The following is a 24505-nucleotide window of genomic DNA, read 5'->3' as shown; positions in this document are numbered from 1 at the left end:
CTGCGCGACCATGCCCGGCGAAGGCGAAGCTTTCGGATATAAACGAAAGGTGTTCAGGATCGAGGTCACCCCGCAGGACCTGGTGGCCAGCCGGTTCGCCATCTCGCCGCTGATCGAGACCATGCACGCGCAGTGGGTGCTCGAAGGCCGTACCAGGGCGGGCGCGCACCGGCGCTGGGTGGACAGGTGGCGCGAGCGGTACAAGGAGCTCGCCGGCCGTCACCCCGCCCTGCGCGCCATGGCGGCGATCACCGGTAACAAGGGCAGCGACAACGTCGACTTCATCGCGCCGCCGCCCGCCGGGATGAGCGTGCCGTTCGAGACCGAACTGGCGGCCATGCGCACGACTCCGGTCGAACAGGCGCACGGCGAGATCGCTTCCGTCCTGGCCCAGCGGCCGCCCGTGCCGGAGTGGACCAGGGAGTTGCTGCTCGGACCCGACGTAGTCCAGGTGCTGGCCGACGCCTACGAGGTGCTGTGGACGGAGATCCTCTCCGCGGACTGGCCGCGCTTCCAGGCGATCCTGGAGCGCGACGTGGTGCAGCGGGCGGGCCGGCTCGCGGCCTACGGCTGGGCGGCCGCGCTCGACGACCTGAGCGAGCAGGTCCGGTGGCACGGCGACGGGTACATCGAGGTCCGGATGGGCCGGAGCGACGAGCGGCACCGGCTCGGCGGCAAGGGGCTGCTGTTCCTGCCGTCGGCGTTCGTACCCGCCGTGGGCGCCTACCTGGAGGACGCCTGGCCGTACGCGCTCACGTACCCGGCCCGCGGCACGGCCGTCGAGGCGCCCGTGACGGGCGCGGGAGCGGGCCTGGCGGGGCTGATCGGCCGGACCCGGGCCCGCATCCTCGCCGAACTCGCCGTGCCCGCCACGACCACCCACCTCGCCGCCCTGCTCGGGCACAGCCTCGGCACCACCGGCGGCCATCTGGCCGCCCTGCGCCGCACCGGCCTCATCGCGGGCACCCGCACCGGCCGCGCCGTCCTCTACGCCCGCACCTCACTCGGCGACGCCCTCGTCATGGGAAGCGCCGCAGGTATCGGAGGCGCCGGAAGCGCGGGCCCGGAGGCGTGAGGTGATCCGCGGTATTCGGGACGCGCGCGAGGACCGATGATAGTTCGGCGGACTCGATACCCCCTTGCCCCGAGGGCACGAAGGTATAGTCACATCCGTCCAGCACAAGTGTTCAGGCCCGAGGGAGCGCGCGCATGAAGGCCGCCGATGTCGCGCCAGAGGCGCAGGCCCGGTTCCCGCACGATCTCATGTACGCGGCAGCGACCCAGTACTACCTCGAGGACGCCACCCAGGCCGACATCGCCAAGCGGCTGGGCGTCAGCAGGGCGACCGTGAGCCGGCTGCTCACCGAGGCCCGCCGCCAGGGCATCGTCGAGATCAAGGTGCACCGGCCCGCCACCCTCGAGGACGGCCCTCTGGCCGCCAGCGTGGCCGAGGCGCTGCGGCTGCGGCGCGTCCATCTGGTCCCCAAGGTAAGCGGCCCGGCGCTGGGCCCCTGGCTGGCTCCGGCGCTGGCCCGTGCCCTGGCCGGGGTCGGGCTGGAGTCGGGCGACGTGGTACTGGTCTCGTCCGGCAGCACGGTGTACGAGTGCGCGCGCGAAGGGCTCGGGCAGTTCCCCGGCGTCACCATCGCACCGGCCGTGGGCGGGCAGGAGGAGCCGCAGCCGTGGTTCCAGACCAACGAGACCACCCGCATCCTGGCCGAACGCGTCGGCGGTGTGCCCAGCTACCTGTACGCACCCGCGCTGCCGGGGCCCGAGCTGTTCTACTCGCTCCAGCACGAGCCGTCGGTGCGCAAGGTCATGGACCTGTGGGCGCACGCCAAGTGCGCCATCGTCGGCGTCGGCTCCGCGCCGCTGATGCGGCAGGTCGTGCCCGCCTTCATGCCGCGCGACGCGGAGAGCCTGCGCGAGGCCGTGGGCGACGTCTGCATGCGCGTCTACGACCGCGCCGGCGAGCCGGTCTCCTACCCGGGCAGCGAGCGCCTGGTGGCCCCCGGCCTGCACGAACTACGCCGCATCCCGTCCTCGATCGCCGTCGCGGTGGGCGCCGAGAAGGTGCTGTCCATCATCGCGGGCGCCAGGGGCGGCTACTTCAACCAGCTGGTCACCGACGTCCTGACCGCCGAGGGCCTCCTCGCCGCCGCCCGACGCTCCTGACAACGACGTCCCTGATAAACAGCCGACAAACCGGGAACGAACCCCAAACGACCACTTCTTGACTAAAACCAGGCTCAGCCCCTGAACACTTTTGCTGGACAATTATTCAGACCTCGCGCTAGCGTGAGCCGCACCACAGGACGTGGCCGGTTGTGAGCGGCTTGTCTCCCGTGGCGTTTTCGGGGGAGCGACGCGATCAGCGAGTCCGTGAGGACGTAGTGAGTGAGGAAAGAACCCGTGAAGAGAGTTCAGATGCGGACCTCCGCGTTCGCCGCGGTTGTAGTCATCGCAGGGTCGGCGCTGGCCGCCTGCGGCTCCGGTTCCACCGGTGGTGACAGCGGCTCCAGCGGCACCAAGGCGGGCGGCGGCGCGGAGAACGCCAAGGTGGCCTTCCTCATGCCCGACCTCGCCTCCACCAGGTACGAACTGCAGGACAAGCCGCTGTTCGAGGCCAAGATGAAGCAGCTCTGCCCGAGTTGCACGGTCATCTACCAGAACGCCGACTCCGATGCGGCCAAGCAGCAGCAACAGGCGAACTCGGCCATGGCGCAGGGCGTCAAGGCCATCGTGCTCGACCCGGTCGACTCGGCCGCCGCGGCCACGATGGTCAAGACGGCGCAGTCGCAGGGTGTGGCGGTCATCGCCTACGACCGGCCGATCCCGGCCACGCCCGCCGACTACTACATCTCGTTCGACAACGAGAAGATCGGCAACATGATCGCCCAGTCCCTGGTCGACCACCTCAAGAAGGAGAACATCCAGGGCGGCCTCCTGGAGGTCAACGGCTCGCCCACGGACGCGGCGGCCGGCCTGATCAAGAAGGGCATCCACAGCGCGATCGACCCGAGCGGCTTCAAGCTGCTGGCCGAGTACGACACCCCCGACTGGCAGCCGGAGAAGGCCCAGACCTGGGTCAGCGGCCAGATCACGCAGTTCAAGGACCAGATCGCCGGCGTGGTCGCGGCCAATGACGGCACCGGCGGCGGCTCGATCGCCGCGTTCAAGGCGGCCGGCGTGAAGGTACCGCCGGTCACGGGCAACGACGCCGAGCCGGCCGCAGCCCAGCGGATCATCGCGGGCGACCAGTACAACACGATCTCCAAGCCGATCAAGATCGTGGCGGAGGCGTCGGCCGACGTCGCCTACCAGTTCATGCAGGGCAAGAAGCCCGCGGGCAAGACCACGCTCTACAACACTCCGTCCCAGCTGTTCGTCCCCACGGTCGTGACCAAGGAGAACATCAAGGCGGTCCTGTTCGACAGCGGCATCATGAAGGCCGGCGAAGTGTGCACCGGCGAATACGCCAAGGGCTGCGCCGAGCTCGGCATCAAGTAAGGCTAGGGAGGAGCGGCCTTGTCGCCCACACAGCAAGCGGACAGCGTTCTGTCCCTGCGGGGGATCAGCAAGACGTTCGGAGCGGTCGCCGCGCTCACCGACATCGACCTCGATGTCGCGGCGGGCCAGGTCATGGCCATCGTCGGTGACAACGGCGCGGGCAAGTCGACGCTGGTCAAGATCCTGTCGGGGGTGCATCCGCCCGATTCGGGGACGATCACCTTCGAGTCGCGGGACATCCACATCCCGACGCCGGCGGCGGCGCACAAGCTCGGCATCGCCACCGTGTTCCAGGACCTCGCCCTGTGCGAGAACCTCAACGTGATCCAGAACCTGTTCCTGGGCCAGGAGGTCCGCCCGCTCCGGCTGAACGACGTGGCGATGGAGACCCGTTCCTGGGACCTGCTGCGCCAGCTGTCGGCGAAGATCCCGAGTGTCCGCGTGCCGGTGGCCGCGCTCTCCGGCGGCCAGCGGCAGACGGTGGCCATCGCCAGGTCGCTGCTCGGCGACCCCAAGGTGATCATCCTCGACGAGCCGACCGCCGCCCTGGGCGTCGCCCAGACGGCGGAGGTGCTCAACCTGGTCGAGCGACTCCGCGAGAACGGCCTCGGCGTCATCATGATCAGCCACAACATGGCCGACGTGCAGGCCGTGGCCGACACCGTGGCCGTGCTCCGGCTCGGCCGCAACAACGGGGTGTTCGACGTGGGCGCGGTCTCCACCGAAGAGATCATCGCCGCCATCACCGGCGCCACCGACAATGCGGTCTCCCAGCGCCAGGCGCGCCGCAAGGAAGGTCTGCCCTCATGAACAGCACGCTCACCACGGACCGCCAGGACGAGCGGCTGAGCGGGAACGAAGGGCTGCGCGGCGCGATCGCCGACGTGCTCGAGCGGGCCCGTGGCGGCGACCTGGGTGTGATCCCCGTCGTGGTGGGGCTCATCGTCATCTGGACGGTGCTGCAGATCCTCAACCCGATCTTCCTGTCCAGCGCGAACCTGGTGAACCTCACGCTGGAGTCGGCCGCGACCGGCATCATCGCGCTGGGCATCGTCTGCGTGCTGCTGGTCGGCCAGATCGACCTGTCGGTCGGCTCGGTCAGCGGCCTGTCGGGCGCCGTGCTCGCCGTGCTCTTCGTGAGCAACGGGCTGCCGATATGGGTGGCCATCCTGGCCGCGGTCATCATGGGCGCGGTGATCGGCTGGGTGTACGCGCAGCTGTTCAACCGGTTCGGGGTGCCGAGCTTCGTCATCACGATGGCCGGGCTGCTGGCCTTCCTCGGACTGCAGCTCTACGTGCTGGGCACCAAGGGCTCGATCAACCTGCCGTTCGACTCGGGCCTGGTGAACTTCGCGCAGCTCGACTTCGTACCGGCGTGGCTGTCGTACTGCTTCGCGGTGATCGCGGCGGTCTGGCTGTTCGCCAGCGGCTACCTGCACGCCCAGGAGCGGCGGCGGGCCGGGCTGTCGGCCAGGAGCCTGTCCATGCTGCTCATCAGGAGCGCGGCGCTGCTGGCCGTGCTGGCCTTCGTGGTCTACTACCTCGGGCAGACCCGCGGCGTCGGCTGGATGTTCATCTTCTTCGTGGCGCTGGTGCTGATCATGCACTACATGCTGTCGCGTACCAAGTGGGGACGGGCCGTCTACGCGGTCGGCGGCAACGTCGAGGCCGCGCGCCGCGCGGGCATCAACGTCAAGGCCGTCTACACCTCGGTGTTCGTGCTCTGCTCGTCGTTCGCGGCGGTGGGCGGCATCCTCGCGGCGGCCAGGCTGGCCGCGGCGAACCAGAGCAGCGGCTCGGGCGACGTCAACCTCAACGCCATCGCGGCGGCCGTGATCGGCGGGACGAGCCTGTTCGGCGGGCGCGGCACGGCCTTCGGCGCGCTGCTCGGCATCATCGTCATCCAGTCGATCTCCAGCGGGCTGACCCTGCTCAACCTCGACTCCTCCATCCGCTTCGTGGTCACGGGCATCGTCCTGCTGCTCGCGGTCGTGGTCGACTCGATCGCCCGCAAGTCGCGGACCTCCCACGGACGCGCCTGATGGCGGTCATCTGCGTCGATGCGGGGACCACGGTCATCAAGGCCGTCGGGTACGACGAGACAGGCACCGAGACGGCCGTCGCCCGGCACGGCACCACCGTCTCCAGGCCCGCACCCGGCCAGGCCGAGCAGGACATGGACTCCGTCTGGGACGCGGTCGCCGGCACGGTCCGTGAAGTGGCCTCCCGGCTCGGCACCGCGCCGGACTTCGTCGCCGTGACCGCGCAGGGAGACGGCTGCTGGCTGGTCGACGCGGCGGGCCGGCCCACCGGTCCGGCGATCCTGTGGAACGACGGCCGGGCCGCCGCGACGGTCGACCGCTGGAACCGCTCGGGGCTGGCCACCGACGCCTTCCGCGTCAACGGCTCCTCCGCCGCCTCCGGTCTCCCCCACGCGATCCTGACCTGGCTGAACGAGCACGATCCCGACCGGCTGGCCCGCTCGGCGGCCAACCTGTCGTGCGGCGGCTGGATCTTCTCCCGGCTGACCGGCGAACTGGCCGCCGACGAGTCCGACGGCTCGGCCCCCTTCATGGACCTGCGCACCCGCGCCTACTCCCCCGCGCTCCTGGCCATGTTCGGCCTGGAGTGGGCCGGACACCTGCTGCCCGAACTGCGCGACGACACGCGCCGCGTGGGCGCCCTGACGCGCGAGGCCGCCGAGCTCCTCGGGCTGCCCGCCGGGACACCGGTCGTGATGGCGCCCTACGACATCGCCGCCACCGCGATCGGCGCCGGCACCGTGGGCCCCGGTCAGGCGTGCAGCATCCTGGGCACCACGCTGTGCACGGAGACCGTCGTCGAGCGGCCCGACCTGGACGGCGAGCCCGTCGGCATCACGATCGCGATGCCCGACGGCTACCTGCGCGCCTTCCCCACCTTCGCCGGGACCGAAGTCCTCCAGTGGGCCTGCCGGCTGCTCGGCCTGGACGGCCCGGCCGAGCTGAGTGAGCTGGCCGCCACCGGCCCGCCGGGCGCGGGCGGACTGTCCTTCCAGCCCTACTTCTCCCCGGCCGGTGAGCGCGCGCCGTTCTCCGATCCGCTGGCCAGGGGCGCCTTCCTCGGCCTGTCCTTCGAGCACGGGCGCGAGCACGTCGCCCGGGCCGTGCTCGAAGGGCTCACGCTGGTCATCCAGGACTGCCTGGCCGCCTCCGGCGAGGGGCCGCACGAGCTGCGGGTGTGCGGCGGCGGCTCGGCCAGCGCGCTGTGGCTGCGGATGATCTCCGACGTCACCGGCCTGCCGGTCTTCCGATCGGGTGACGCCGAGGTCGGCGCCAGGGGCGCCTTCCTGGTCGGCCTGGTAGCCACGGGCGCGGCCACGAGCATCGAGGCCGCGGCGGACCGGTTCGTCCGGCTACGGGATGCCGTACGACCCGAGTCCGGCGCGTACGGCACGGCGTACCAGGACTTCCTGTCCCTGCGCGAGACCAGCGCCCGATCATGGCCGCTGCTCGCCGAGATGCGGGGGCGCTCGTGAGCGTCTGGATCGGTGTGGACCTGGGCACGCAGAGCGTCCGGGCGATGGCCGTCACGGACGGCGGCGAGGTGCTCGGCGCGGCGAGCAGGCCGCTGACCAGCCACCGCGACGGGCCCCGGCACGAGCAGGACCCTGAGGAGTGGTGGCGGCAGCTCGCCGCCGCCACCCGCGAGGCGCTGCGCGACGTGCCGCCGGAGCGGATCCGCGGCGTCGCCGTGGCCGCGACCTCCGGCACGATCCTGCTGACCGGCCCCGACGGCGCCCCGCTGACCCCTGGTCTGATGTACGACGACCGGCGGGCGGCGGCCGAGGTGGCGCGGATCGACTCGGTCGGCGCGGCCGTCTGGCAGCGGCTCGGCTACCAGCGCATGCAGGCCAACTGGGCGCTGCCCAAGCTGCTGTGGCTGCTGCCTGACGCCCCGCCCGGTGCCCGGCTGGCCCACCAGAACGACTTCGTGAACCGGCGCCTGGTCGGGCGCGACGTGGCCACCGACCTGAGCAACGCGCTCAAGACCGGCGTGGACCTGATCGAGGAGCGGTGGCCGTACGAGGTGTTCGACGAGCTGGGGGTGCCCGCCGAGGCGCTGCCCGACGTCGTACGGCCCGGCACCACGCTCGGCACGGTCTGCGCCGAGGCCGCCGCGAGCACCGGCATCCCGCTCGGCACCCCGGTGATCGCCGGGACCACCGACGGGTGCGCGGCGCAGCTCGGCGCCGGGGCCATGACGCCGGGCAGCTGGAACTCCGTCATGGGCACCACCCTGGTGCTCAAGGGCGTCACCAGGGAGCTGATCCACGACCCGCTGGGCGTCGTCTACTCCCACCGCGCGCCGGACGGCTCGTGGCTGCCGGGGGGCGCGTCGAGCACGGGCGCGGGGGTGCTGACCCGCGAGTTCGCCGGGCAGGACCTCGACGCGCTGAGCGCCCAGGCCGCCGCCCGCTACGGCTCCATCTCCCGCTTCGGCCCCACCACCACCGGCGGCGCCGGGGAGCCGGTCGTCACCGCCACGGAGCCGGTGGTCACCTATCCGCTGGTGTCGCGCGGCGAGCGGTTCCCGTTCGTGGCGCCCGAGGCCGAGGGGTTCACGCTCGGCCGGCCCGCCGACGACGTCGAGCGCTACGTGGCGATCCTGCGCGGCGCGGCGTTCGTCGAGCGGCTCTGCTTCGACTATCTCGACCTGCTGGGCGCCCCGGCGGACGGGGAGATCGTGCTGACCGGCGGAGCCACCAGGAGCGCCTACTGGACCCAGCTGCGCGCCGACGTCCTCGGACGTCCCGTCACGCTGCGGGAGAACGCCGAGCCGGCGCTCGGCATGGCCGTACTGGCCGCGGGAGACAAGGGCGACGCGGCCGGGATGATCCGCACCCGCGCGGTCGTGGACCCGGCCGGACCCCGCATGGACGAGACCTACCTACGCTTCGTCACCGAACTGGAAGGACGCGGCTGGCTGCCCGCGAGCGCCGCCGACCACGCCCGTGAGAGGACCGCGCCATGACCCACATCGCACTGGTGCGCCATGGCGAGTCCGTCTGGCATGCCGAGAACCGCTACGCCGGGCTCAGCGACATCGAGCTGACCCCGCGCGGCCTCGACCAGGCCGGGCAGCTGGCCTCCTGGGCCGGTCGGGCCGGGCTGTCGGCCGTCTGGGCGTCCACCCTGAGCAGGGCCCGCGTCACCGCCATCGCCAGCGCCGAGGCGGCGGGTGTCGAGCTGCGGGTGGACGAGCGGCTGCGGGAGCTCGACTTCGGCCAGGCCGACGGGCTGACCGCGGCGGAGATGCGCGAGCGGTTCCCCGAGGCCCGCGCCGCCTTCGAGGCCGGGCCCGCCACGAACCCGCTGCCGGGCGGCGAGGACCCCAAGCTGGCGGCCGACCGGTTCACCGAGTGCCTGCGGGACATCGCCGCGGCCCAGCCGGACAGCCGGGTGATGGTCGTCGCCCACACGACCGTCATCAGGATCGCGCTGTGCCGGCTCATGGGCGTGCCACTGGACGAGTACCGGCGGCTCTTCCCGAAGCTGGACAACTGCGCCATCACCGAGATCCGCCCGCGGGACGGCCAGGTGGCGATCCTGCGGTACAACTCCCCGATTGGAGCTCTTCGTTGACCATCCGAGTCCTCGCCGCCGGCGACCACTTCGTCCAGAACCGCCTCTTCATCGACGCGCTCCGGCACGCGGTTCCCGGTGACGTGGAGATCAGCGAGCTGACGCTGCCGTGGCCGGAGGTGCCCTTCGGCCGGGTGAGCGAGGTGGACGAGGCCTCCGATGTGGAGGACGAGCTGATCGAGGCGCTGCGCGGCGTCGAGATCTGCGTGACCCAGATGGCCCCCCTGACGAAGCGGGTGCTGGACGCGTGCCCGGAGCTCAAGCTGTTCTGTGTCAGCCGGGGCGGCCCGGTCAACGCCAACCTGGACGCGGCCACCGAGGCGGGGGTCGCGGTCACGTTCGCGCCGGGACGCAACGCCGTGGCCACCGCCGAGCACACCCTGGCCATGCTCCTCGCCGCCACCCGCCGCATCCCCCAGACGCACGCCGACCTGGCGGGGGGCCTCTGGCGGGGCGACTACTACACCTATGACAACGTCGGGCCCGAGCTGGAGGGCTCCACGGCGGGTCTGGTCGGCTACGGCGCGATCGGCCGCCGGGTGGCCCGCATGCTGGAGGGCTTCGGGGCGGAGGTCCTGGTCTACGACCCTTACGTGGAAATTTCAGGACAGGTGGAGTTGGACGAGCTGCTCGAACGCTCCCAGTTCCTCTCCCTGCACGCGCGAGCCACCCCCGAGACCATCGGCATGATCGGCGCCCCGCAGATCGCCGCGATGCCCCGGGGGTCGGTCATCGTCAACTGCGCGCGCGGCTCGCTGCTCGACTACGACGCCCTGTGCGACGCGCTGGAGTCGGGTCACCTGTTCGGCGCGGCGGTGGACGTCTTCCCCGAGGAGCCCATCCCGGCGGGGTCGCGGCTCCTCACGACCCCGAACCTGGTGATGACCCCGCACCTGGCCGGCGCCAGCAAGGAGACGGCCATGAACGCCGCCGCGATCGTCGCCGAGGACGTGGCCCGCTACGTCCGCAAGGAACCGCTCAAGCACTGGGCCAACCCCGGGGCGCTCATCCCTTAGAACTCATCCCTTGAGCGCGCCCGCCATCAGCCCGCGCATGAAGAACCGGCCGAGCAGCACGTAGATCAGCATCGTCGGCACGGACGCCAGGATCGCCGCCGCCATCTGCTGGCTGTACGGCGTGGCCTGGGCGCCGGCGATGTTGTTGAGCATGACGGTCGTCGGCCAGCTCGTCGGCCCGGTGAGGAAGACGGCGAACAGGAAGTCGTTCCACATCGAGGTGAACTGCCAGATGATCACCACCGCGATCGCCGGCGCGGACACCGGCAGCACTACTGACCAGTACGTACGCAGCATCCCCGCGCCGTCCACCCGCGAGGCCTCGATGAGCTCGTCCGGGATGGTGACGTAGTAGTTGCGGAAGATCAGCGTGCAGATCGGGATGCCGTAGACCACATGCGCCAGCGTCAGCCCGGGGATGCCGCCGTAGAAGACGCCCTGCAGCCCGGTCACCTCGTTGAGCTTCACCAGGAGCTGCACCAGCGGGATCATCACCCCCTGGTAGGGGATGAACATGCCGAACAGGAACAGCGTGAACAGCAGGTCGGCGCCCGGGAAGCGCCATTTCGACAGCACATAGCCGTTCATGGAGCCCAGCACGCAGGACAGCAGCGAGCCCGGCACGGCCAGCAGGACGGAGTTCCACAGGCCGGGGGCCAGCTTCTCCCACGCCACGCGCCACGCCTCGAAGGTCCAGGTCCGCGGCAGGTTCCACGCCTGGCCGGGATCCGCCTCGGTGAGCGGCTTGAAGCTGGTGACCAGCAGGACGTAGATCGGGATCAGGAAGATCACCACGAAGGCGATCAGCAGGACGAGCCGCACCCCGCTGGACACCCGCCGGCGCCCGATCACCGCGGTCATGAACGCCTCTCCTTACGCACGGACCAGATCAGGTACGGGATGACGAAGATGGCCACGCTCAGCACGATGTACGAGGCGATGGTGGCGCCCTTGGCCGGGTCGTGGGAGTCGAACACCGCCACCCACATGAACACGGCGGGCACGTCGGTGATGATCTGCTTGCCCGACACCGCCACGATCAGGTCGAACACCTTGAGCGAGATGTGCCCGAGGATGATCAGCGCCGACAGTGTCACGGGCCGGAGCATCGGCAGCACGACGTACCGGTAGACGCCCCACTCGTTGCACCCGTCGACCCGCGCCGCCTCGCGCAGCTCCTCCGGCACGCCACGGAACCCCGCCAGGAACAGTGCCATGACATATCCGGACATTTGCCAGACTGCCGGAAGGGCCATCGCGGCCATCCCCCAGTCCGGATCCCGGAACCACTGCCACTGCGGCAGCCCGATCCAGTCGAAGAGCCGGTTGAGCCCGACCGCCCGCTGCTCCATCCCCGAGTTCATCAGCCACCGCCACACGATGCCGGTCGCGACGAACGAGATGGCCATCGGGAACAGATAGATCGCCCGGAACGTCCCCTCGCCCCTGATCCCCTTCTCCATGAGAAAGGCCAGGAACCAGCCGAGCACCAGCGCGCCCAGCACGAACACGAGCGTGAACATGATCGCGTGCTGCACCGAGAGGTGCCATCGCGGCAGGTCCCAGATGTCGACGAAGTTCTTCAGCCCGACGAACTTGCCCTCGGACACCTCGTCGTGCTTGTCGGTCATGGCCAGCTGGAAGTTCCAGCCCAGCATGCCGTACACGAACACGCCGATCGCGATGATGGACGGCGTGACGAGGAGTAACCCAGGCAGCCAGGTACGTGCCCGCCTCACAACATTCCTCTCCCGAAGGTCCCTCCAAGAGGTACGGCAGGCGCGAAACGCCTGCCGTACCCGGGTGACCGCACTTACTGCGCGTTGGCCGCTGCCGCGTCGACGAGCCCCTTCTGCAGGGCCGCGACGTCCTTGCTGCCGATGAACAGGCCGACCGCCTCGGTGATCGAGGCCAGCCACGGCTGGTTCACCGACACCCCGTGCTGGATGGAGCCGGCCAGCTTGTTGCTCGACCAGTCCTTCAGCGCGTCCGCCAGGTAGTCGGTGTAAAGCGACTGGTCGGCGTCCTTACGGGCGGGGATGGAGCCCTTCTTCGGGTTGAAGGCGTCCTGTCCCTCCTTGCTGGCCGCGACCTTGAGCCAGGCGATGGCCCCGTCACGGTTCTTGGCGCCCTTGGGCAGCGTGAAGCTGTCGGACAGCCACAGGTAGGTGCCCTCGGTTCCGGGAGAGGGCGCCCAGTCGAAGTCCTCCTTCGACTTCTTGCCCAGGCCGCCGTCCGGCGGGTTGTGGAAGTAGCCGTAGGCCCAGTCGCCCATGACGTTGAACGCGGCCTCGCCGTCGGCCACCTGCTTGGCCGCGGGCTGCCAGTCGTCCTGCGGGTCGCCCGCGTAGGACATGATCGTCTTGAAGCTCTCCAGCGCCTTCTTCACCTCGGGGCTGCCCCAGTTGGCGCCCGGCTTGAACAGCGCGTTGTAGGCGTCGGTGCCGAGCGAGCCGAGCAGCACGCTCTCCATCAGGTGCACCACGGTCCACTCCGAGCCGATGGACAGCGGGATCTTGCCCTTGGCCTTGACCTTGCCCAGATCGGCGATGAACTCGTCGACCGACTTGGGCGCGGCCGCGATCCCCGCGTCCTTAAGCAGCTTCGGGTTGAACCACAGCACGTTCGAGCGGTGGATGTTGACCGGCACCGAATAGATCTTGCCGTCCACGCTGATCTGGTCGATCAGCTGGGAGGGGAAGACGTCCTTCAGCTTCAACTCGTCATAGAGGGAGTTGAGGTCCTCCAGGTCGCCCGCCTTGATGTAGCCCTGCAATTCGGCGCCCGCGTGACCCTGGAAGGTGTCCGGCGGGGTGTCCGCCTGCAATTTCGACTGCAGCAGCGCCTTGGCCTTGTCGCCGGAGCCGCCCGCGACCGCCGCGTCGAAGAAGGTGTAGTTCGGGTTCTGCTTCTCGAAGATCTCCCGCATCGCCTTCAGACCGTCGGCCTCACCCGGCCCGGTCCACCACGAGAACACCTCGACCTGCTTCTTCTCGCCGCCACCCGTGGCCTGCGGGCTCGCCGTTGCGCCGCCGCCGCTACCACCGCAGCCGGCCAGGCCGAGCACGCTCGCCATAGTGATCGCGACGGCCGCCAACCACCGTCGTCGCATCGCACACCGTCCCTTCGAAACCCCGAGTGGTGAAGGTTGACAACGTTGTCAGTAGGGCCATCAACCCACTTCGCACTTGGAGCCGTCAAGGCATGTGCTGGTAACAGGTCCGCATAGGCGCGACGACCAGCAGGTGGTGGGCGGGCCCGAGCCCTGCGCGGCTCGAGCCCGCTGTCACGCGTCCGGAACCAGACCCCCACCCCTCCGAGGAGGCCAAGCTCCGCCTGGACACGCGACGCCCCATTGGATCGAGCCACGACGCCCCCTGACTGAGAGGCGAGATCGCAAGGTGCGGTCGATCACATGCAGAACGTTAGACATGCGGACCGGATGCCGCATGCGTCGAGATGGCCATTCGAGGATGTAACCGTTCGACCCCGGAGATGTGTAGAGAGGTCTGCGCAGCCCGCTATGTAGGGTGCCGAGGTCACTCCGGTGAGCGCGCCGGCGTACCCATGAGGGGCCTTCAGGACAGTTCCGCCTTCAGGACAGTGCCGCCTTCAGGACAGTGCCGCCTCCAGGACGGCGCGGGCGATGAGGGCGGCGGTCGACGGGGCGGCGTGCTCCAGGACCACGCCCACGGCCACCTCCGGCGTGTCCGCCGGGGCGAACGCCGTGAAGAGCGCGTGATCCTCCCCGGCCCCCGACTTGGCCGCCACCTCCACCCCCGGGATGGCGGCCGCCGTACCGGAACCGCCGGCGCCGGTGACCGTGAGCATCATCGACGTGAGCTGGCCGGCCAGGGCGGCGGGCATGGTCACCCGGTACGGCGCCGGGTCGGCCCGGTCGATGAGCGAGCCGTCCGGAAGGCGGACGTCCTCCACCAGGTACGGCCGCATGAGGACGCCGTGGTTGGCGACGGCGGCCGACAGCATGGCGATCATCAGCGGGGTGACCCGGACGTCATGCCGCCCGATGGCCGACAGGGCGGTCTGGGCCCGGTCCATGTTCGGGGGATAGGTGCTGGCGATGACCTGCAACGGAATCGTGAGGCCGCGGTCGTTGAAGCCGAACGCCTCCGCCTGGTCGCGCAGGATGTCCTGCCCCAGCTGGAGGCCGATGCCGGCGAAGGCGGTGTCGCAGGAGGACCGGAAGGCGTCCGGCAGTGTCGGATGGGTATCGCCGCAGTGCCCGCCCGTGTCGGGCAGGTAGGCCGTGCTGCCGGGCAGCCGCAGCCGGGCGGGGGCGTTGACCCGCGAGGTGGGCGAGTACTCGCCCGACGACAGCGCGGCGGCCGCGGTGACCAGCTTGAACGCGGAGCCGGGCGGATATCTCAGGCTGACCGCCCGGTTGAGCAGCGGCCCGGTGGGGTCACCGCGCAGGCGCCGGTCCGTCTTGGCCAGCTCGGTGGGGTTGGTGGTGGTGTAGGCGTTGGGGTCGTACGACGGGTAGCTGGCCAGGGCGAGGATCGCACCGGTCGCCGGGTTGAGGGCGACCGCGGCGCCCGGCCGGCCCGCCGCCTTGAGGCCCTCGTACGCGGCCGCCTGCGCGCGGTCGATGATCGTCAGCCGGACGTCGGCGCCGCGGGCCTTGCCGTGCCTGACGAGCGAGCGGACCTCGATCCTCGGGTCGTCGCCGGACAGGACGTCGTCCGCGGCCCCCTCGATGCCCGTGGTCCGGCTGAGCGACGCCGTCCCGGTCACGGGGGCGTACCGCTCGCCCTCGGGGTAGGCGCGGCGATACGCGTACGGCCCGTGGGCCGTCGCCCGGCTCGTCGCGACGGTCGTGCCGTCGTAGGTGAGGATGTCGCCGCGCGGATGGTCGAACCTGGCGATGGCCGAGCGCTGGTTGCGCGGATCCGCGTTGAGTCCCCGCCCCCCGAACCCCTGGATCACCGTGATGTTGGCCAGCACCGCGAACAGCAGCATCGCGCACCCCTTGGCGACGCGGCGCAGGGGGATGTTGATCCGTTTCGCCCTGGGTCCGGCCATGGTCCCGGTCTAACAACCGGACCCCAAAGACAGGGCTAGACGACTCTGCGGTAGTAGGAAATCTTGTCGTGGATGTAGCGCTGGCGCTCGGTGAGGTTGGCGATCTGGTCCTGGACGCGGCCGTCATGCTCCTCCAGCAGCTTGATGCGGTCGGCGATCGTGTGGTCGCCCTGCCGGACCAGGTCGGCGAAACGGAGCATCTCGGCGATCGGCATGCCGGTGTCACGCAGGCAGCGGATCGTGCCGAGCCAGCCCACGTCCTCCTCGGTGAACCTGCGCTGACCTGCGGCGTTGCGGCCGACGGGCTCCAGCAGGCCGATCTTCTCGTAGTAGCGCAACGTGTCCAGGGTGAAGCCGGTCTCCTCGACCACTTCCGCGGGTGTGTAGACGCTCACGGCAGAAGCATCGCACCTGGAGCCGACTCCAGGTCAACCAGTTCGCGGTAGCACCGGCTGGAAAGGCCGGCTTGACATGGAGCGCACTCCAGCTTTCACGATCACCACCATGAACATCGCACTGGGCACGATCCCGTTCGGCACCGCGGTCGACGAGAAGGACACTTTCGCCATTCTGGACCGGTTCGCCGAGGCCGGGGGCACCATGCTGGACACGTCCAACAACTATCCGTTCTGGGTGCCGGGGTGCACGGGCGACGAGAGCGAGCTGGCCATCGGCTCCTGGCTCGCGGCGCGCGGCAACCGGGAGCGGATGTTCCTGAGCACGAAGACCGGCGCCCGGCCCACCGTCCCCGGCGACGACACGCTCGCCTCGGCGGAGGGGCTGTCGGCCGCCGCCATCGGCAAGGCGATCGAGGGCAGCCTGCGGAGATTGCGGACGGACTACATCGATGTGTATTGGTCGCACATCGAGGACCGCTCCGTACCCCTGGAGGAGACCCTGGGGGCATTCGACGACCTGGCCCGGCAGGGCAGGATCCGCAGCGCAGGGGCCAGCAACCTGGCCGCCTGGCGGGCCGAGCGGGCCAGGAACCTGTCGGCGGCGCGGGGCTGGCTGCCCTACACCTGCCTGCAGCTCCGGCACACCTACCTGCGCCCGCGACCGCTCACCCGGCTGGCCGAGGCGGGCCACGCGCTGGCGACGGACGAGACGCTGGATTATGTACGCGCCGAGCCCGACGTGACGCTGTGGGCGTACAACACGCTGATGGCGGGCGCCTACACACGGACCGATCGCCCGATCCCCGACATCTACCACCATCCGGGTACGACCCGGCGGCTCGCGGTCCTGCAAGAGGTGGCGGCGGAGGTGGGGGCGACGCCCAACCAGGTGGTGCTGGCCTGGCTGCTGGCCGACGGGCACGTCCCGATCGTCGGCGTCTCCACGATGGCCCAGCTCGACGAGGCCCTGGGCGCGGCCGATGTACGGCTGGACGACGAACTGCGCGCCCGGCTGGACGCGGCGTCCTGAGACCGGCACCACGACCCGGCGAGCCGGTCAGGGCAGGTGGTCGGCCAGGTAACGGTGGACCAGCTGCTCGCACTCGGCGAGCCGGTCAGGGCAGGTGGTCGGCCAGGTAACGGTGGACCAGCTGCTTGCACTCGGCGATCAGGTCGGAGTCGCCGTCGGGACGCACCCGGAACGCCAGCTTGAGCACCGCGTCGGTAGCCTCGACCGCCACCAGCAGGGCGCGGTCGAGCCCCGGCCCGACAGGCGCGTCGAGCAGGTCGACCGTGAGGGCCCGCAGCCGGTCGGCGACCACGACGTTGTTCTCCAGCGCGGCGTCGAGCATCCGGTTGGTGCCCTTGAGCGCCGGCCCGCCCGGCGCCGTCAGCACCTCTCCGAAGTCGACCACCGCGAACCCCGCGGTGGTCCGCTTCATCACCACGAACTCGTCGATGGCCAGGTCGACCAGGTCGGTCCAGTGGTCGAGGCCGGACTCGGCGATCCGCTCCGTGAGCCGCTCGGTGATGCGCCGCAGGAAGGCGTCGAGGTTGCGCAGGGCCAGCGCTCGCACCAGGCCCTGCTTGTCGGAGAAGAACTGGTAGAACGTGCCTATCGGCACCTCGGCCCGGCGCGCGACCTCTTTGGTGGTCAGCGCCTCGTAACCGACCTCGTCGAGCAGGTGTGCGCACTCGTCGAGCATCCGTTCGACTCGCTCCACGCTGCGGCGTTGGGCTGGACGCCGACGCAGGGTACTCGTCATGCCCCCCATCTTGGCGTATTACCGCCAGGTAGGGTTCCCCGAGCCTCCGCGAGTTAACATGAGTGCCACTCGGATGATCGCTTAGGAGTGCGCATGTTCCTGTGGGGTACGGCCACGGCCGGCTACCAGATCGAGGGCGCCGTCAAGGATGACGGCAGGGGCGCCTCCGTCTGGGACACCTTCGCCCACGAGCCGGGACGCATCCGGGACGGGCGCACCGGGGACGTCGCGTGCGACCACTACCACCGCTGGCCCGAGGACGTCGCGCTCATGGCCGACCTGGGCGTCAACGCCTACCGCTTCTCGATCGCCTGGCCCCGCGTGCTGCCGCTGGGCACGGGCCGGGTGGAGCCGAGGGGCCTCGACTTCTACGACCGGCTGGTCGACGGCCTGCTGGCGGCGGGGATCACTCCGGTGCCGACCCTGTTCCACTGGGACCTGCCGCAGGCGCTGCAGGACATGGGCGGGTGGATGAACCGTGATATTTCCTACTACTTCGCCGATTACGCGGCGATAGTGGCCGAGCGCCTCGCCGACCGCGTGCCCATGTGGATCACGCTGAACGAGCCGTTCGTGCACATGGCCTTCGGGTACGGCATGGGCGTCCACGCTCCCGGCCAGGCCCTGCTGTTCGACGCCCTGCCCGTCGCCCACCACCAGCTGCTCGGCCACGGCCTGGCCGTACAGGCGCTGCGCGCGGCCGGCGCGCGGCAGGTGCTGATCACGAACAACTGCACCCCCGTCTGGCCCGTCTCGGAGGAGGCCGCGGACCTGGCGGCGGCCGACGCGTACGACACCCTGCACAACCGCCTGTTCAACGACCCGATCCTGCTGGGCGAGTATCCGGACCTGAAGGCCATCGGCGCCATGGACGTGGTCCGCGACGGCGACCTGGCCGTCATCTCCACACCCCTGGACGGCCTGGGCATCAACTACTACAATCCCACCCGCGTCGGCGCGCCCACGGACGACGGCCTGCCCTTCACCGATCACGGCATCACCGGCTACCCCACCACCGCCTTCGGCTGGCCGGTCGTCCCCGACGGCCTGCGCGAGCTCCTGACGGGCCTGCGCGCCAGGTACGGCACCGCACTGCCGCCGGTGTACGTCACCGAGAACGGCTGCTCCCAGGACGACGTCCCCGGCCCGGACGGCACGATCGACGACCAGGGCCGCATCGCCTTCCTGGACGGCCACATCAGGGCGGTGGAGCAGGCGGCGGCGGAGGGCGTCGACGTGCGGGGCTACTTCGTCTGGTCGCTGCTGGACAACTTCGAGTGGGCCGAGGGCTACCACCAGCGCTTCGGCCTGGTGCATGTGGACTTCGCCACCCAGCGCCGCACCCCGAAGGCGTCATACACCTGGCTCCGCGACCTCCTGGCGGCCAAGCGCTAGAACACCGACACGTGCACGTGGTCGTAGTGGTTGGCGGTGACCCCGCCCCGGTCTGACATGGGGTCCCAGCCGCCGCCCGACCGGATGTCGTAGTAGCGCTGCTTCCAGATGATGTACATCACCCCGATCCGGGGCCCGTTCTTGATCAGCCATTCGGCCAGCGCGTCACCCCGGTCGGCGTCGGCCCCCGAGGCCGCCCGGCCACCGCTCGACATCATGAAGTCGCAGGCCCGCCCCTTGCCGTGCTCGCCGGGGTCACCAGGACGCAGGCAGCCCACCCCGTACGGCATGGGGAAGTTCCGCATGATCTCGGCGCGCACCGCGATCAGGCGCGGCGTGAGCCCCGAGGAGCCGCCCGGCTGCTGGAAACCGTACTTGGCGAGGAGCCGCTCGATCTGGCGGCGCTTGCCCTGCATGGTCTTGATCTCTTTCTTCAGCTTGCTGATCTTCTCGGCGACGGTCCGCTTGGCCTCCGCCGACTTGTCGATCAACGTCTGAATGCTCTTGACCTTGTTGACGCGCTCGTTGGCCAGATAGGTCATGTTCGCCGCCTGGCCGAGCGCGATGGAGGGGTCGCCGCTCAGGCTGAACAGCTGGGTGCCGTCAAGCGATCCCGCGATGTAGGTGCTCTGGGCGATCGAGGACACCTCGGCCTTGGCCCTGGCGAGCCGGGCCTCCAGGTCGCCGGAGTTGTCGGTGGCGTTCTTGGCCTGGATCCGGACCTCCTCCAGGCTCTGGATCTGGCCCCGATAGAGCTCGTTGAGCTGGGACGCCTGCTTGGTCAGCTTGCGCAGCTCGGCCGGGTTGGGATCCGCGAAGACCGGGAGAGGGAACGCGAAGAGCCCCACCAGGACGATGGCGAATAGGGCGAAGCGACTGATTTTCACGTCCGTCCTCCCCTCATAGACGGACCGAAACTATAGAAGATGATCTTGAATATTGTCACCTGAACGCGGCAAGTCGCGCCCCTTTGGCGAATTATCTGAGGATTGTCCGATCTAAGACAGAGATAAAGATTGGGCCTTGCCGAGCGCGGCGGAACGGTCTGAGATGGCGACGAAACTGGTCTCTGCGAAGGGGCAGACCTCGTGTCTCGATTACTGACCCTGTCCACCGCCGTCGTCCTCGGCCTCGGCACGTCCCTCGTCGCCCTGGAGGCCCAGGCGTCGGTGGACCCCCTGCCACCCCGTGACAGGATCGAGCTCTACCAGCTGGAGAGCACGCCCGGCACCGGGCAGGCCCTGAAGGAGAAGGGCTTCGACGTCGTCCAGCAGGACACCGCGGGCGGCAAGGAGCACGTCGAGGTGACCGCCGCCCAGACCGACCTCGACGGCCTGCGCAAGCTCGGCTACCGGCCGGAGCCCGTACGCAACCCGCAGGGCCAGACCCAGTTGGAGGCCGCCAAGGCGCAGGCCGCCGGCGGCTACACCGTCTGGAAGTCCTACTCCGCGCCCGGCGGCATCGCCGACCAGCTCAAGGCCATCGCCAACGCGAACAAGGACATAGTGAAGATCGAGTCCCTCGGCAAGACGCTGAAGGGCCAGGACATCCTCGCCGTCAAGGTCACCGCCCTGGCCAGGGTGCTGCCCGACGGCATCAAGCCGGCGACGCTGTACTCGGCGACGCAGCACGCCCGCGAGTGGATCTCCACCGAGGTCGACATGCGGCTGCTGAAGCACGTGATCGCCAACAGGTCCGCGCTCAAGGACCTGCTGAACAGGACCGAGCTCTGGTTCGTGCCGGTCGCCAACCCCGACGGCTACGACTTCACCTTCACCGAGGGCAACCGCCTGTGGCGCAAGAACCTGCGCGACAACGACGGCGACGGGCGGATCACCACCGGCGACGGCGTCGACCCGAACCGCAACTACCCCACCAACTTCCACTACGACGAGGAGGGCTCCTCGTCGATCCCGAGCAGCGAGACCTACCGGGGCGCGGCGCCCGCCAGCGAGCCCGAGACCCGGGCGCTCGACGGGCTGCTCAGGCGGATCAGGTTCAAGGGCCAGGTGAACTACCACTCCTTCGGCCCACTGCTGCTCTACCCGATCGGCTGGCAGGTCGCCACCAAGACCGCGGACAACCCGATCTACGAGGCCATCTCCGGAAACGACGCCAAGCCGGCCATCCCGGGCTTCGACCCGGACCTGTCGGCGGAGCTCTACACCACCAACGGCGAGACGACCGACCACGCCCACGCCTCGTACGGCACGCTGGCCTGGACGCCGGAGCTCGACGAGGGCTGTGACGGCTGCGGGTTCGTCTTCCCCGACGACGAGGCGCTGGTCCAGGCGGAGTTCGAGAAGAACATCCCGTTCGCCCTGGACGTGGCCAAGTCGGCCACCAACTGGTCCGAGCCGGTCAACCACCTCGGCAACGCGACGGCCGACTTCGTGCTCGACCCGTTCGAGGTCAGCTACGGCAGGGACCAGGTGGTCCAGGTGGACGCCAAGCGCAAGCTCGGCCCGATCTTCCTGAACTACCAGGTCAACGGCGGCCGGACCAAGACCGTACCGACGGGCGAGTGGCGGGGCGGCGAGCGCTACGGCAAGGGCTACGACACCTACTACCACTGGATGCGCGGCAAGATCACCGGCACCGGGCCCGGGGACAAGGTCAAGGTCTGGTTCAGCTCGATCGGCAGGAAGAGCGGGGACTTCACCTACCAAGTCTCCAGTGACATCGGCGGCAAGGTGCTGGTGCTGGCCACCGAGGACGTGACGGGTCTCAGCCCCGTCCAGGGCGTGACCGAGGCCAAGTACGCCGACGACTACGTCAAGGCGCTGGACGAGGCCGGTTACAGCTCCGACGTCTACGACATGGACAAGATGGGCCGCAAGGCGCCCCATCCGCTCGGCGTGCTCAGCCACTACAAGGCGGTGGTCTGGGAGACGGGCGACGACATCATCCCGAGATCGGTCGGCCAGGTGGCCGGCACCACCTCCAAGGGCGGCGTCGACACCGAGCTGGCCGTGCGCGACTACCTGAACGAGGGCGGCAAGCTCCTGCACACGGGCAAGTACCCGTCGTACACGGCCAACAACAACGGCGCCTACTACTACCAGCCCGACCAACCGGCCCAGCCCGAATGCGCCGATCCCAACGACCCGCCGTGCATCCAGGTGTTCAACGACTTCCAGCAGTACTGGCTGGGCGCCTACGTCTTCTTCGACGACTCGGGCACCAACCAGGACACGGGCCTTCCGTACGCGCTGCAGGGCGCGAGCGGCCGGTTCAAGGGCTTCACCGGCACGCTGGAGCCGAGCCACACCAACTCGTTCGTGGCGACCTCGGCGATTCTGCCGGCCGCCCAGTTCCCGCAGTTCGCCAGCTCCGCACCGGTCAAGTGGGCACGGCCTGGCGGACCTTTCGACCCGCACACCGGTTCCTGGGACGTCTACAGCGGCATCGCCGACGCCTCCTGGAAGCGGCTGACCAAGACCGTCGACCTGACCGGCAAGACCGGCGGCGACCTGTCGTTCTGGACCTCCTACGACACCGAGGCCGACTGGGACTTCCTGACCGTCGAGGCGCACACCGCGGGCGGCGACGACTGGACCACGCTGCCGGACGTCAACGGTCACACCACGCAGAGCACCGGCAGCAGCTGCGACCCGCCCAGCGGCGGCGAGGGCTGGCGCGCGCTCCACCCGTTCACCCAGCGCTACCAGGGCCCTGACTGCGCGCCGACCGGCACCTCCGGCTCGTGGAACGCGGCCTCGGGCAACTCGGCCGGCTGGCAGCAGTGGAAGGTCGACCTGACCCCGTACGCGGGCAAGAAGGTGGAGCTGTCCGTCTCGTACATCAGCGACTGGAGCACCCAGGGCGCGGGCGTCTTCCTCGACGACTTCACCATCACGCTGAACGGCGCGACGGCGGAGCAGACCTCGTTCGAGAGCGACCTGGGCGGCTGGAGCGCGGCGGCGCCTCCTGAGGGCACCTCACCCTCGATCAACAACTGGGCCCGCACGGACCAGGTGTTCGAGGAGGGCGGCGGCATCGCCACCAAGGACACCGTCTACCTAGGCTTCGGCGTGGAGAGCCTGACGACCCAGGCCATGCGCACGGACCTGGTCAAGCGGTCCTTGCGGCACCTGCTCGGCTGATCGACCCTGAGGGGTCCGGCACCTGTACGCGCGTGCCGGACCCCTCTTGCGCGCGTAGACAGAACATGGTTCGGTCACCTTGAGGAGCAGGGCAGCCAAGCAAGCATTCGGCTAAGAAAGCATTTGGCTAAGAAGGCATTCGGTCAAGCAGGAGGCTCACGACATGCGCCAGCACGACACGCTGTTCATCGGGGGCGAATGGGTGGCCCCGGCCGGGACCGGCACCATCGACGTCATCTCCCCCCACACCGAAGAGGTCGTGGGCCGCGTGCCCGACGGCACCCCCGAGGACATGGATCGCGCGGTGGCCGCGGCACGGCAGGCGTTCGACCACGGTCCGTGGCCGCGCATGACGTTCGCCGAGCGGGCCGAGGTGATCGGCAGGCTGGCCGAGATCTACGCCAGCCGGCAGGGCGAGATGGCCGCGCTCATCACCGAGGAGATGGGTTCGCCGATCACCTTCTCCAACCTGGCGCAGGCGCCGCAGCCGCTCGGCATGCTGCAGTACTACGCCGACCTCGGCAAGACCTTCGCCCAGGAGGAGCAGCGGCCCGGCCTGTTCGGGCCGACGACCGTGCGGCGGGAGCCGGTGGGCGTGGTGGCGGCCATCGTCCCGTGGAACGTCCCGCAGTTCGTCGCCATGACCAAGATCGCGCCCGCGCTGCTGGCCGGCTGCGCGATCGTGCTCAAGCCCGCGCCGGAGACGCCGCTCGACGCGTACCTGCTGGCCGAGATGGTGGCCGAGGCCGGGATCCCGGCCGGCGTGCTCAACATCGTGCCCGCGGGCCGCGAGGCCGGCGAGCACCTGGTCTCCCACCCGGGCGTGGACAAGGTGGCCTTCACCGGCTCGACCGCCGCGGGCCGCCGCATCGCCGCCATCTGCGGCGAGCAGCTCAAGCGGGTCAGCCTGGAGCTCGGCGGCAAGTCGGCGGCGATCATCCTCGACGACGCCGACCTGCCCTCCAGCATGGGCATGCTGGCGATCGCCTCGCTGATGAACAACGGCCAGGCGTGCGTCGCCCAGACCCGCATCCTGGCCTCGCGGACCCGCTACGACGAGGTCGTGGACGCGGTCGCGAACATGGTCACCTCCCAGCCCGTCGGCGACCCCGCCGACCCGGGCACCGGCATCGGCCCGCTGGTCGCCAAGCGGCAGCAGGAGCGCGTCGAGGGCTACATCCAGGCCGGCATGGACGAGGGCGCCAAGCTCGTCGTCGGCGGCCTGGACCGGCCGATGGACCACGGCTGGTACGTCTCCCCGACCGTCTTCGCGGGCGTCACCAACGAGATGCGCATCGCCCGCGAGGAGATCTTCGGCCCGGTGCTGTCGGTGATCCCGTACGAGGACGAGGCGGACGCGATCCGCATCGCCAACGACAGCGACTACGGCCTGGCCGGCACGGTCTGGACGGCCGACGCCGACCACGGCATGGAGGTGGCCCGCCAGGTCCGCACCGGCACCTACGGGATCAACTGCTTCATGCTGGAGTCGAACGCGCCCTTCGGCGGCTACAAGGCCAGCGGCGTGGGCCGTGAGCTGGGCCCCGAGGGCCTCAGCAGCTACCTGGAGTACAAGACGATCGCGCGCCTGGGCTGAGAACAGGGCTCCGGTACGGCGTACCGGAGCCCCGCTCGCGGAGCCCCCCA

20 protein-coding genes are annotated in these 24505 nt (G+C 69.9%); 13 read left to right on the top strand and 7 right to left on the bottom strand.

All coding sequences use genetic code 11. The features are described 5' to 3' along the window. The first annotated feature begins 49 nt into the window (after positions 1-49). The 9 genes from AB0H88_RS13120 to AB0H88_RS13080 all read left to right on the top strand — a co-directional run bounded on the left by AB0H88_RS13120 (position 50) and on the right by AB0H88_RS13080 (position 10150). Positions 50-1075: a winged helix-turn-helix domain-containing protein gene (locus AB0H88_RS13120; RefSeq protein WP_357643828.1), complete on the top strand. Its 1026-nt coding sequence runs from the start codon at positions 50-52 to the stop codon at positions 1073-1075. A 134-nt stretch (positions 1076-1209) separates the two neighbouring features. Beyond that, complete coding sequence (locus tag AB0H88_RS13115) at positions 1210-2175, top strand: sugar-binding domain-containing protein (RefSeq protein WP_357643826.1); 966 nt, start codon at positions 1210-1212, stop codon at positions 2173-2175. 237 nt (positions 2176-2412) lie between these two features. Then, positions 2413-3510 carry a sugar ABC transporter substrate-binding protein gene (locus AB0H88_RS13110; RefSeq protein ID WP_357643824.1) on the top strand — a complete coding sequence of 366 codons (1098 nt, stop codon included), beginning with the start codon at positions 2413-2415 and terminating at the stop codon, positions 3508-3510. Between the two features lie 18 nt (positions 3511-3528). Continuing rightward, a complete protein-coding gene (locus AB0H88_RS13105) occupies positions 3529-4320 on the top strand; it encodes an ATP-binding cassette domain-containing protein (RefSeq protein WP_225291926.1) in 792 nt (263 codons plus the stop codon). Beyond that, positions 4317-5552 (top strand): sugar ABC transporter permease, encoded by a 1236-nt coding sequence (locus AB0H88_RS13100; RefSeq protein WP_357643822.1) that lies wholly within the window; start codon positions 4317-4319, stop codon positions 5550-5552. Before AB0H88_RS13105 ends, AB0H88_RS13100 begins: the two co-directional genes overlap by 4 nt. After that, entirely contained in the window at positions 5552-7027 is a 1476-nt protein-coding gene (locus tag AB0H88_RS13095; RefSeq protein WP_357643820.1) for an FGGY-family carbohydrate kinase, read from the top strand. Before AB0H88_RS13100 ends, AB0H88_RS13095 begins: the two co-directional genes overlap by 1 nt. Next, positions 7024-8523, top strand: a complete 1500-nt coding sequence (locus AB0H88_RS13090; protein ID WP_357643818.1) for an FGGY family carbohydrate kinase — start codon at positions 7024-7026, stop codon at positions 8521-8523. The genes AB0H88_RS13095 and AB0H88_RS13090 overlap by 4 nt, the downstream gene beginning before the upstream one ends. Continuing rightward, complete coding sequence (locus AB0H88_RS13085; RefSeq protein ID WP_357643816.1) at positions 8520-9134, top strand: histidine phosphatase family protein; 615 nt, start codon at positions 8520-8522, stop codon at positions 9132-9134. Before AB0H88_RS13090 ends, AB0H88_RS13085 begins: the two co-directional genes overlap by 4 nt. After that, a complete protein-coding gene (locus AB0H88_RS13080; protein ID WP_357643814.1) occupies positions 9131-10150 on the top strand; it encodes a 2-hydroxyacid dehydrogenase in 1020 nt (339 codons plus the stop codon). The genes AB0H88_RS13085 and AB0H88_RS13080 overlap by 4 nt, the downstream gene beginning before the upstream one ends. Positions 10151-10153: 3 nt before the next feature. Here the strand turns inward: AB0H88_RS13080 and AB0H88_RS13075 are convergent, their stop codons facing one another. From AB0H88_RS13075 to AB0H88_RS13055, 5 genes are all read right to left on the bottom strand, one after another. Then, positions 10154-11011: a carbohydrate ABC transporter permease gene (locus AB0H88_RS13075; protein ID WP_357643812.1), complete on the bottom strand. Its 858-nt coding sequence runs from the start codon at positions 11009-11011 to the stop codon at positions 10154-10156. Next, a complete protein-coding gene (locus tag AB0H88_RS13070) occupies positions 11008-11889 on the bottom strand; it encodes a sugar ABC transporter permease (RefSeq protein ID WP_357643810.1) in 882 nt (293 codons plus the stop codon). The genes AB0H88_RS13075 and AB0H88_RS13070 overlap by 4 nt, the downstream gene beginning before the upstream one ends. Before the next feature lie 74 nt (positions 11890-11963). Then, entirely contained in the window at positions 11964-13262 is a 1299-nt protein-coding gene (locus AB0H88_RS13065) for an ABC transporter substrate-binding protein (RefSeq protein ID WP_357643808.1), read from the bottom strand. Positions 13263-13762: 500 nt separating this feature from the next. Next, entirely contained in the window at positions 13763-15193 is a 1431-nt protein-coding gene (locus AB0H88_RS13060; protein WP_357643806.1) for a penicillin-binding transpeptidase domain-containing protein, read from the bottom strand. Positions 15194-15228: 35 nt separating this feature from the next. After that, on the bottom strand, positions 15229-15588 hold the full coding sequence (locus AB0H88_RS13055; RefSeq protein ID WP_357643804.1) for a MerR family transcriptional regulator: 360 nt from the start codon (positions 15586-15588) through the stop codon (positions 15229-15231). A gap of 109 nt (positions 15589-15697) precedes the next feature. Between AB0H88_RS13055 and AB0H88_RS13050 the strand changes: the two genes are divergently transcribed. Beyond that, entirely contained in the window at positions 15698-16621 is a 924-nt protein-coding gene (locus AB0H88_RS13050; RefSeq protein WP_357643802.1) for an aldo/keto reductase, read from the top strand. Between the two features lie 85 nt (positions 16622-16706). Here AB0H88_RS13050 and AB0H88_RS13045 read toward each other — a convergent pair whose 3' ends face one another. Beyond that, positions 16707-17357 (bottom strand): TetR family transcriptional regulator, encoded by a 651-nt coding sequence (locus AB0H88_RS13045; protein ID WP_357643800.1) that lies wholly within the window; start codon positions 17355-17357, stop codon positions 16707-16709. Between the two features lie 93 nt (positions 17358-17450). Here AB0H88_RS13045 and AB0H88_RS13040 point away from each other — a divergent pair, with 93 nt between their 5' ends. Beyond that, a complete protein-coding gene (locus tag AB0H88_RS13040; RefSeq protein WP_357643798.1) occupies positions 17451-18752 on the top strand; it encodes a GH1 family beta-glucosidase in 1302 nt (433 codons plus the stop codon). Here the strand turns inward: AB0H88_RS13040 and AB0H88_RS13035 are convergent. Beyond that, positions 18749-19639 (bottom strand): hypothetical protein, encoded by an 891-nt coding sequence (locus tag AB0H88_RS13035; RefSeq protein WP_357643796.1) that lies wholly within the window; start codon positions 19637-19639, stop codon positions 18749-18751. The genes AB0H88_RS13040 and AB0H88_RS13035 overlap by 4 nt on opposite strands. A 201-nt stretch (positions 19640-19840) precedes the next feature. On the opposite strand from AB0H88_RS13035, the gene AB0H88_RS13030 reads away from it, so the two are divergent. Both AB0H88_RS13030 and AB0H88_RS13025 read left to right on the top strand, forming a co-directional pair. After that, the gene (locus AB0H88_RS13030; protein WP_357643794.1) at positions 19841-22858 is read left to right on the top strand and encodes a M14 family zinc carboxypeptidase; all 3018 of its coding nucleotides are present in this window, start codon (positions 19841-19843) and stop codon (positions 22856-22858) included. A gap of 163 nt (positions 22859-23021) precedes the next feature. Next, the gene (locus tag AB0H88_RS13025; RefSeq protein ID WP_357643792.1) at positions 23022-24455 is read left to right on the top strand and encodes an aldehyde dehydrogenase; all 1434 of its coding nucleotides are present in this window, start codon (positions 23022-23024) and stop codon (positions 24453-24455) included. The last annotated feature ends 50 nt before the right edge of the window (positions 24456-24505 follow it).

It is taken from the genome of Nonomuraea sp. NPDC050680 (genome assembly GCF_040654555.1).
Classification (GTDB): Bacteria; Actinomycetota; Actinomycetes; order Streptosporangiales; family Streptosporangiaceae; genus Nonomuraea.
Note: the sequence above shows the minus strand (reverse complement) of the source record. Positions and strands in the feature narration are given on the sequence as shown.

Excerpts from the sequence above, each read along its gene's own strand:
- AB0H88_RS13115 (WP_357643826.1), top strand. The coding sequence starts at position 1,210 with ATGAAGGCCGCCGATGTCGCGCCAGAGGCGCAGGCCCGGTTCCCGCAC.
- AB0H88_RS13100 (WP_357643822.1), top strand. The coding sequence starts at position 4,317 with ATGAACAGCACGCTCACCACGGACCGCCAGGACGAGCGGCTGAGCGGG.
- AB0H88_RS13095 (WP_357643820.1), top strand. The coding sequence starts at position 5,552 with ATGGCGGTCATCTGCGTCGATGCGGGGACCACGGTCATCAAGGCCGTC.
- AB0H88_RS13085 (WP_357643816.1), top strand. The coding sequence starts at position 8,520 with ATGACCCACATCGCACTGGTGCGCCATGGCGAGTCCGTCTGGCATGCC.
- AB0H88_RS13075 (WP_357643812.1), bottom strand. The coding sequence starts at position 11,011 with ATGACCGCGGTGATCGGGCGCCGGCGGGTGTCCAGCGGGGTGCGGCTC.
- AB0H88_RS13065 (WP_357643808.1), bottom strand. The coding sequence starts at position 13,262 with ATGCGACGACGGTGGTTGGCGGCCGTCGCGATCACTATGGCGAGCGTG.
- AB0H88_RS13060 (WP_357643806.1), bottom strand. The coding sequence starts at position 15,193 with ATGGCCGGACCCAGGGCGAAACGGATCAACATCCCCCTGCGCCGCGTC.
- AB0H88_RS13050 (WP_357643802.1), top strand. The coding sequence starts at position 15,698 with ATGAACATCGCACTGGGCACGATCCCGTTCGGCACCGCGGTCGACGAG.
- AB0H88_RS13045 (WP_357643800.1), bottom strand. The coding sequence starts at position 17,357 with ATGACGAGTACCCTGCGTCGGCGTCCAGCCCAACGCCGCAGCGTGGAG.
- AB0H88_RS13040 (WP_357643798.1), top strand. The coding sequence starts at position 17,451 with ATGTTCCTGTGGGGTACGGCCACGGCCGGCTACCAGATCGAGGGCGCC.
- AB0H88_RS13025 (WP_357643792.1), top strand. The coding sequence starts at position 23,022 with ATGCGCCAGCACGACACGCTGTTCATCGGGGGCGAATGGGTGGCCCCG.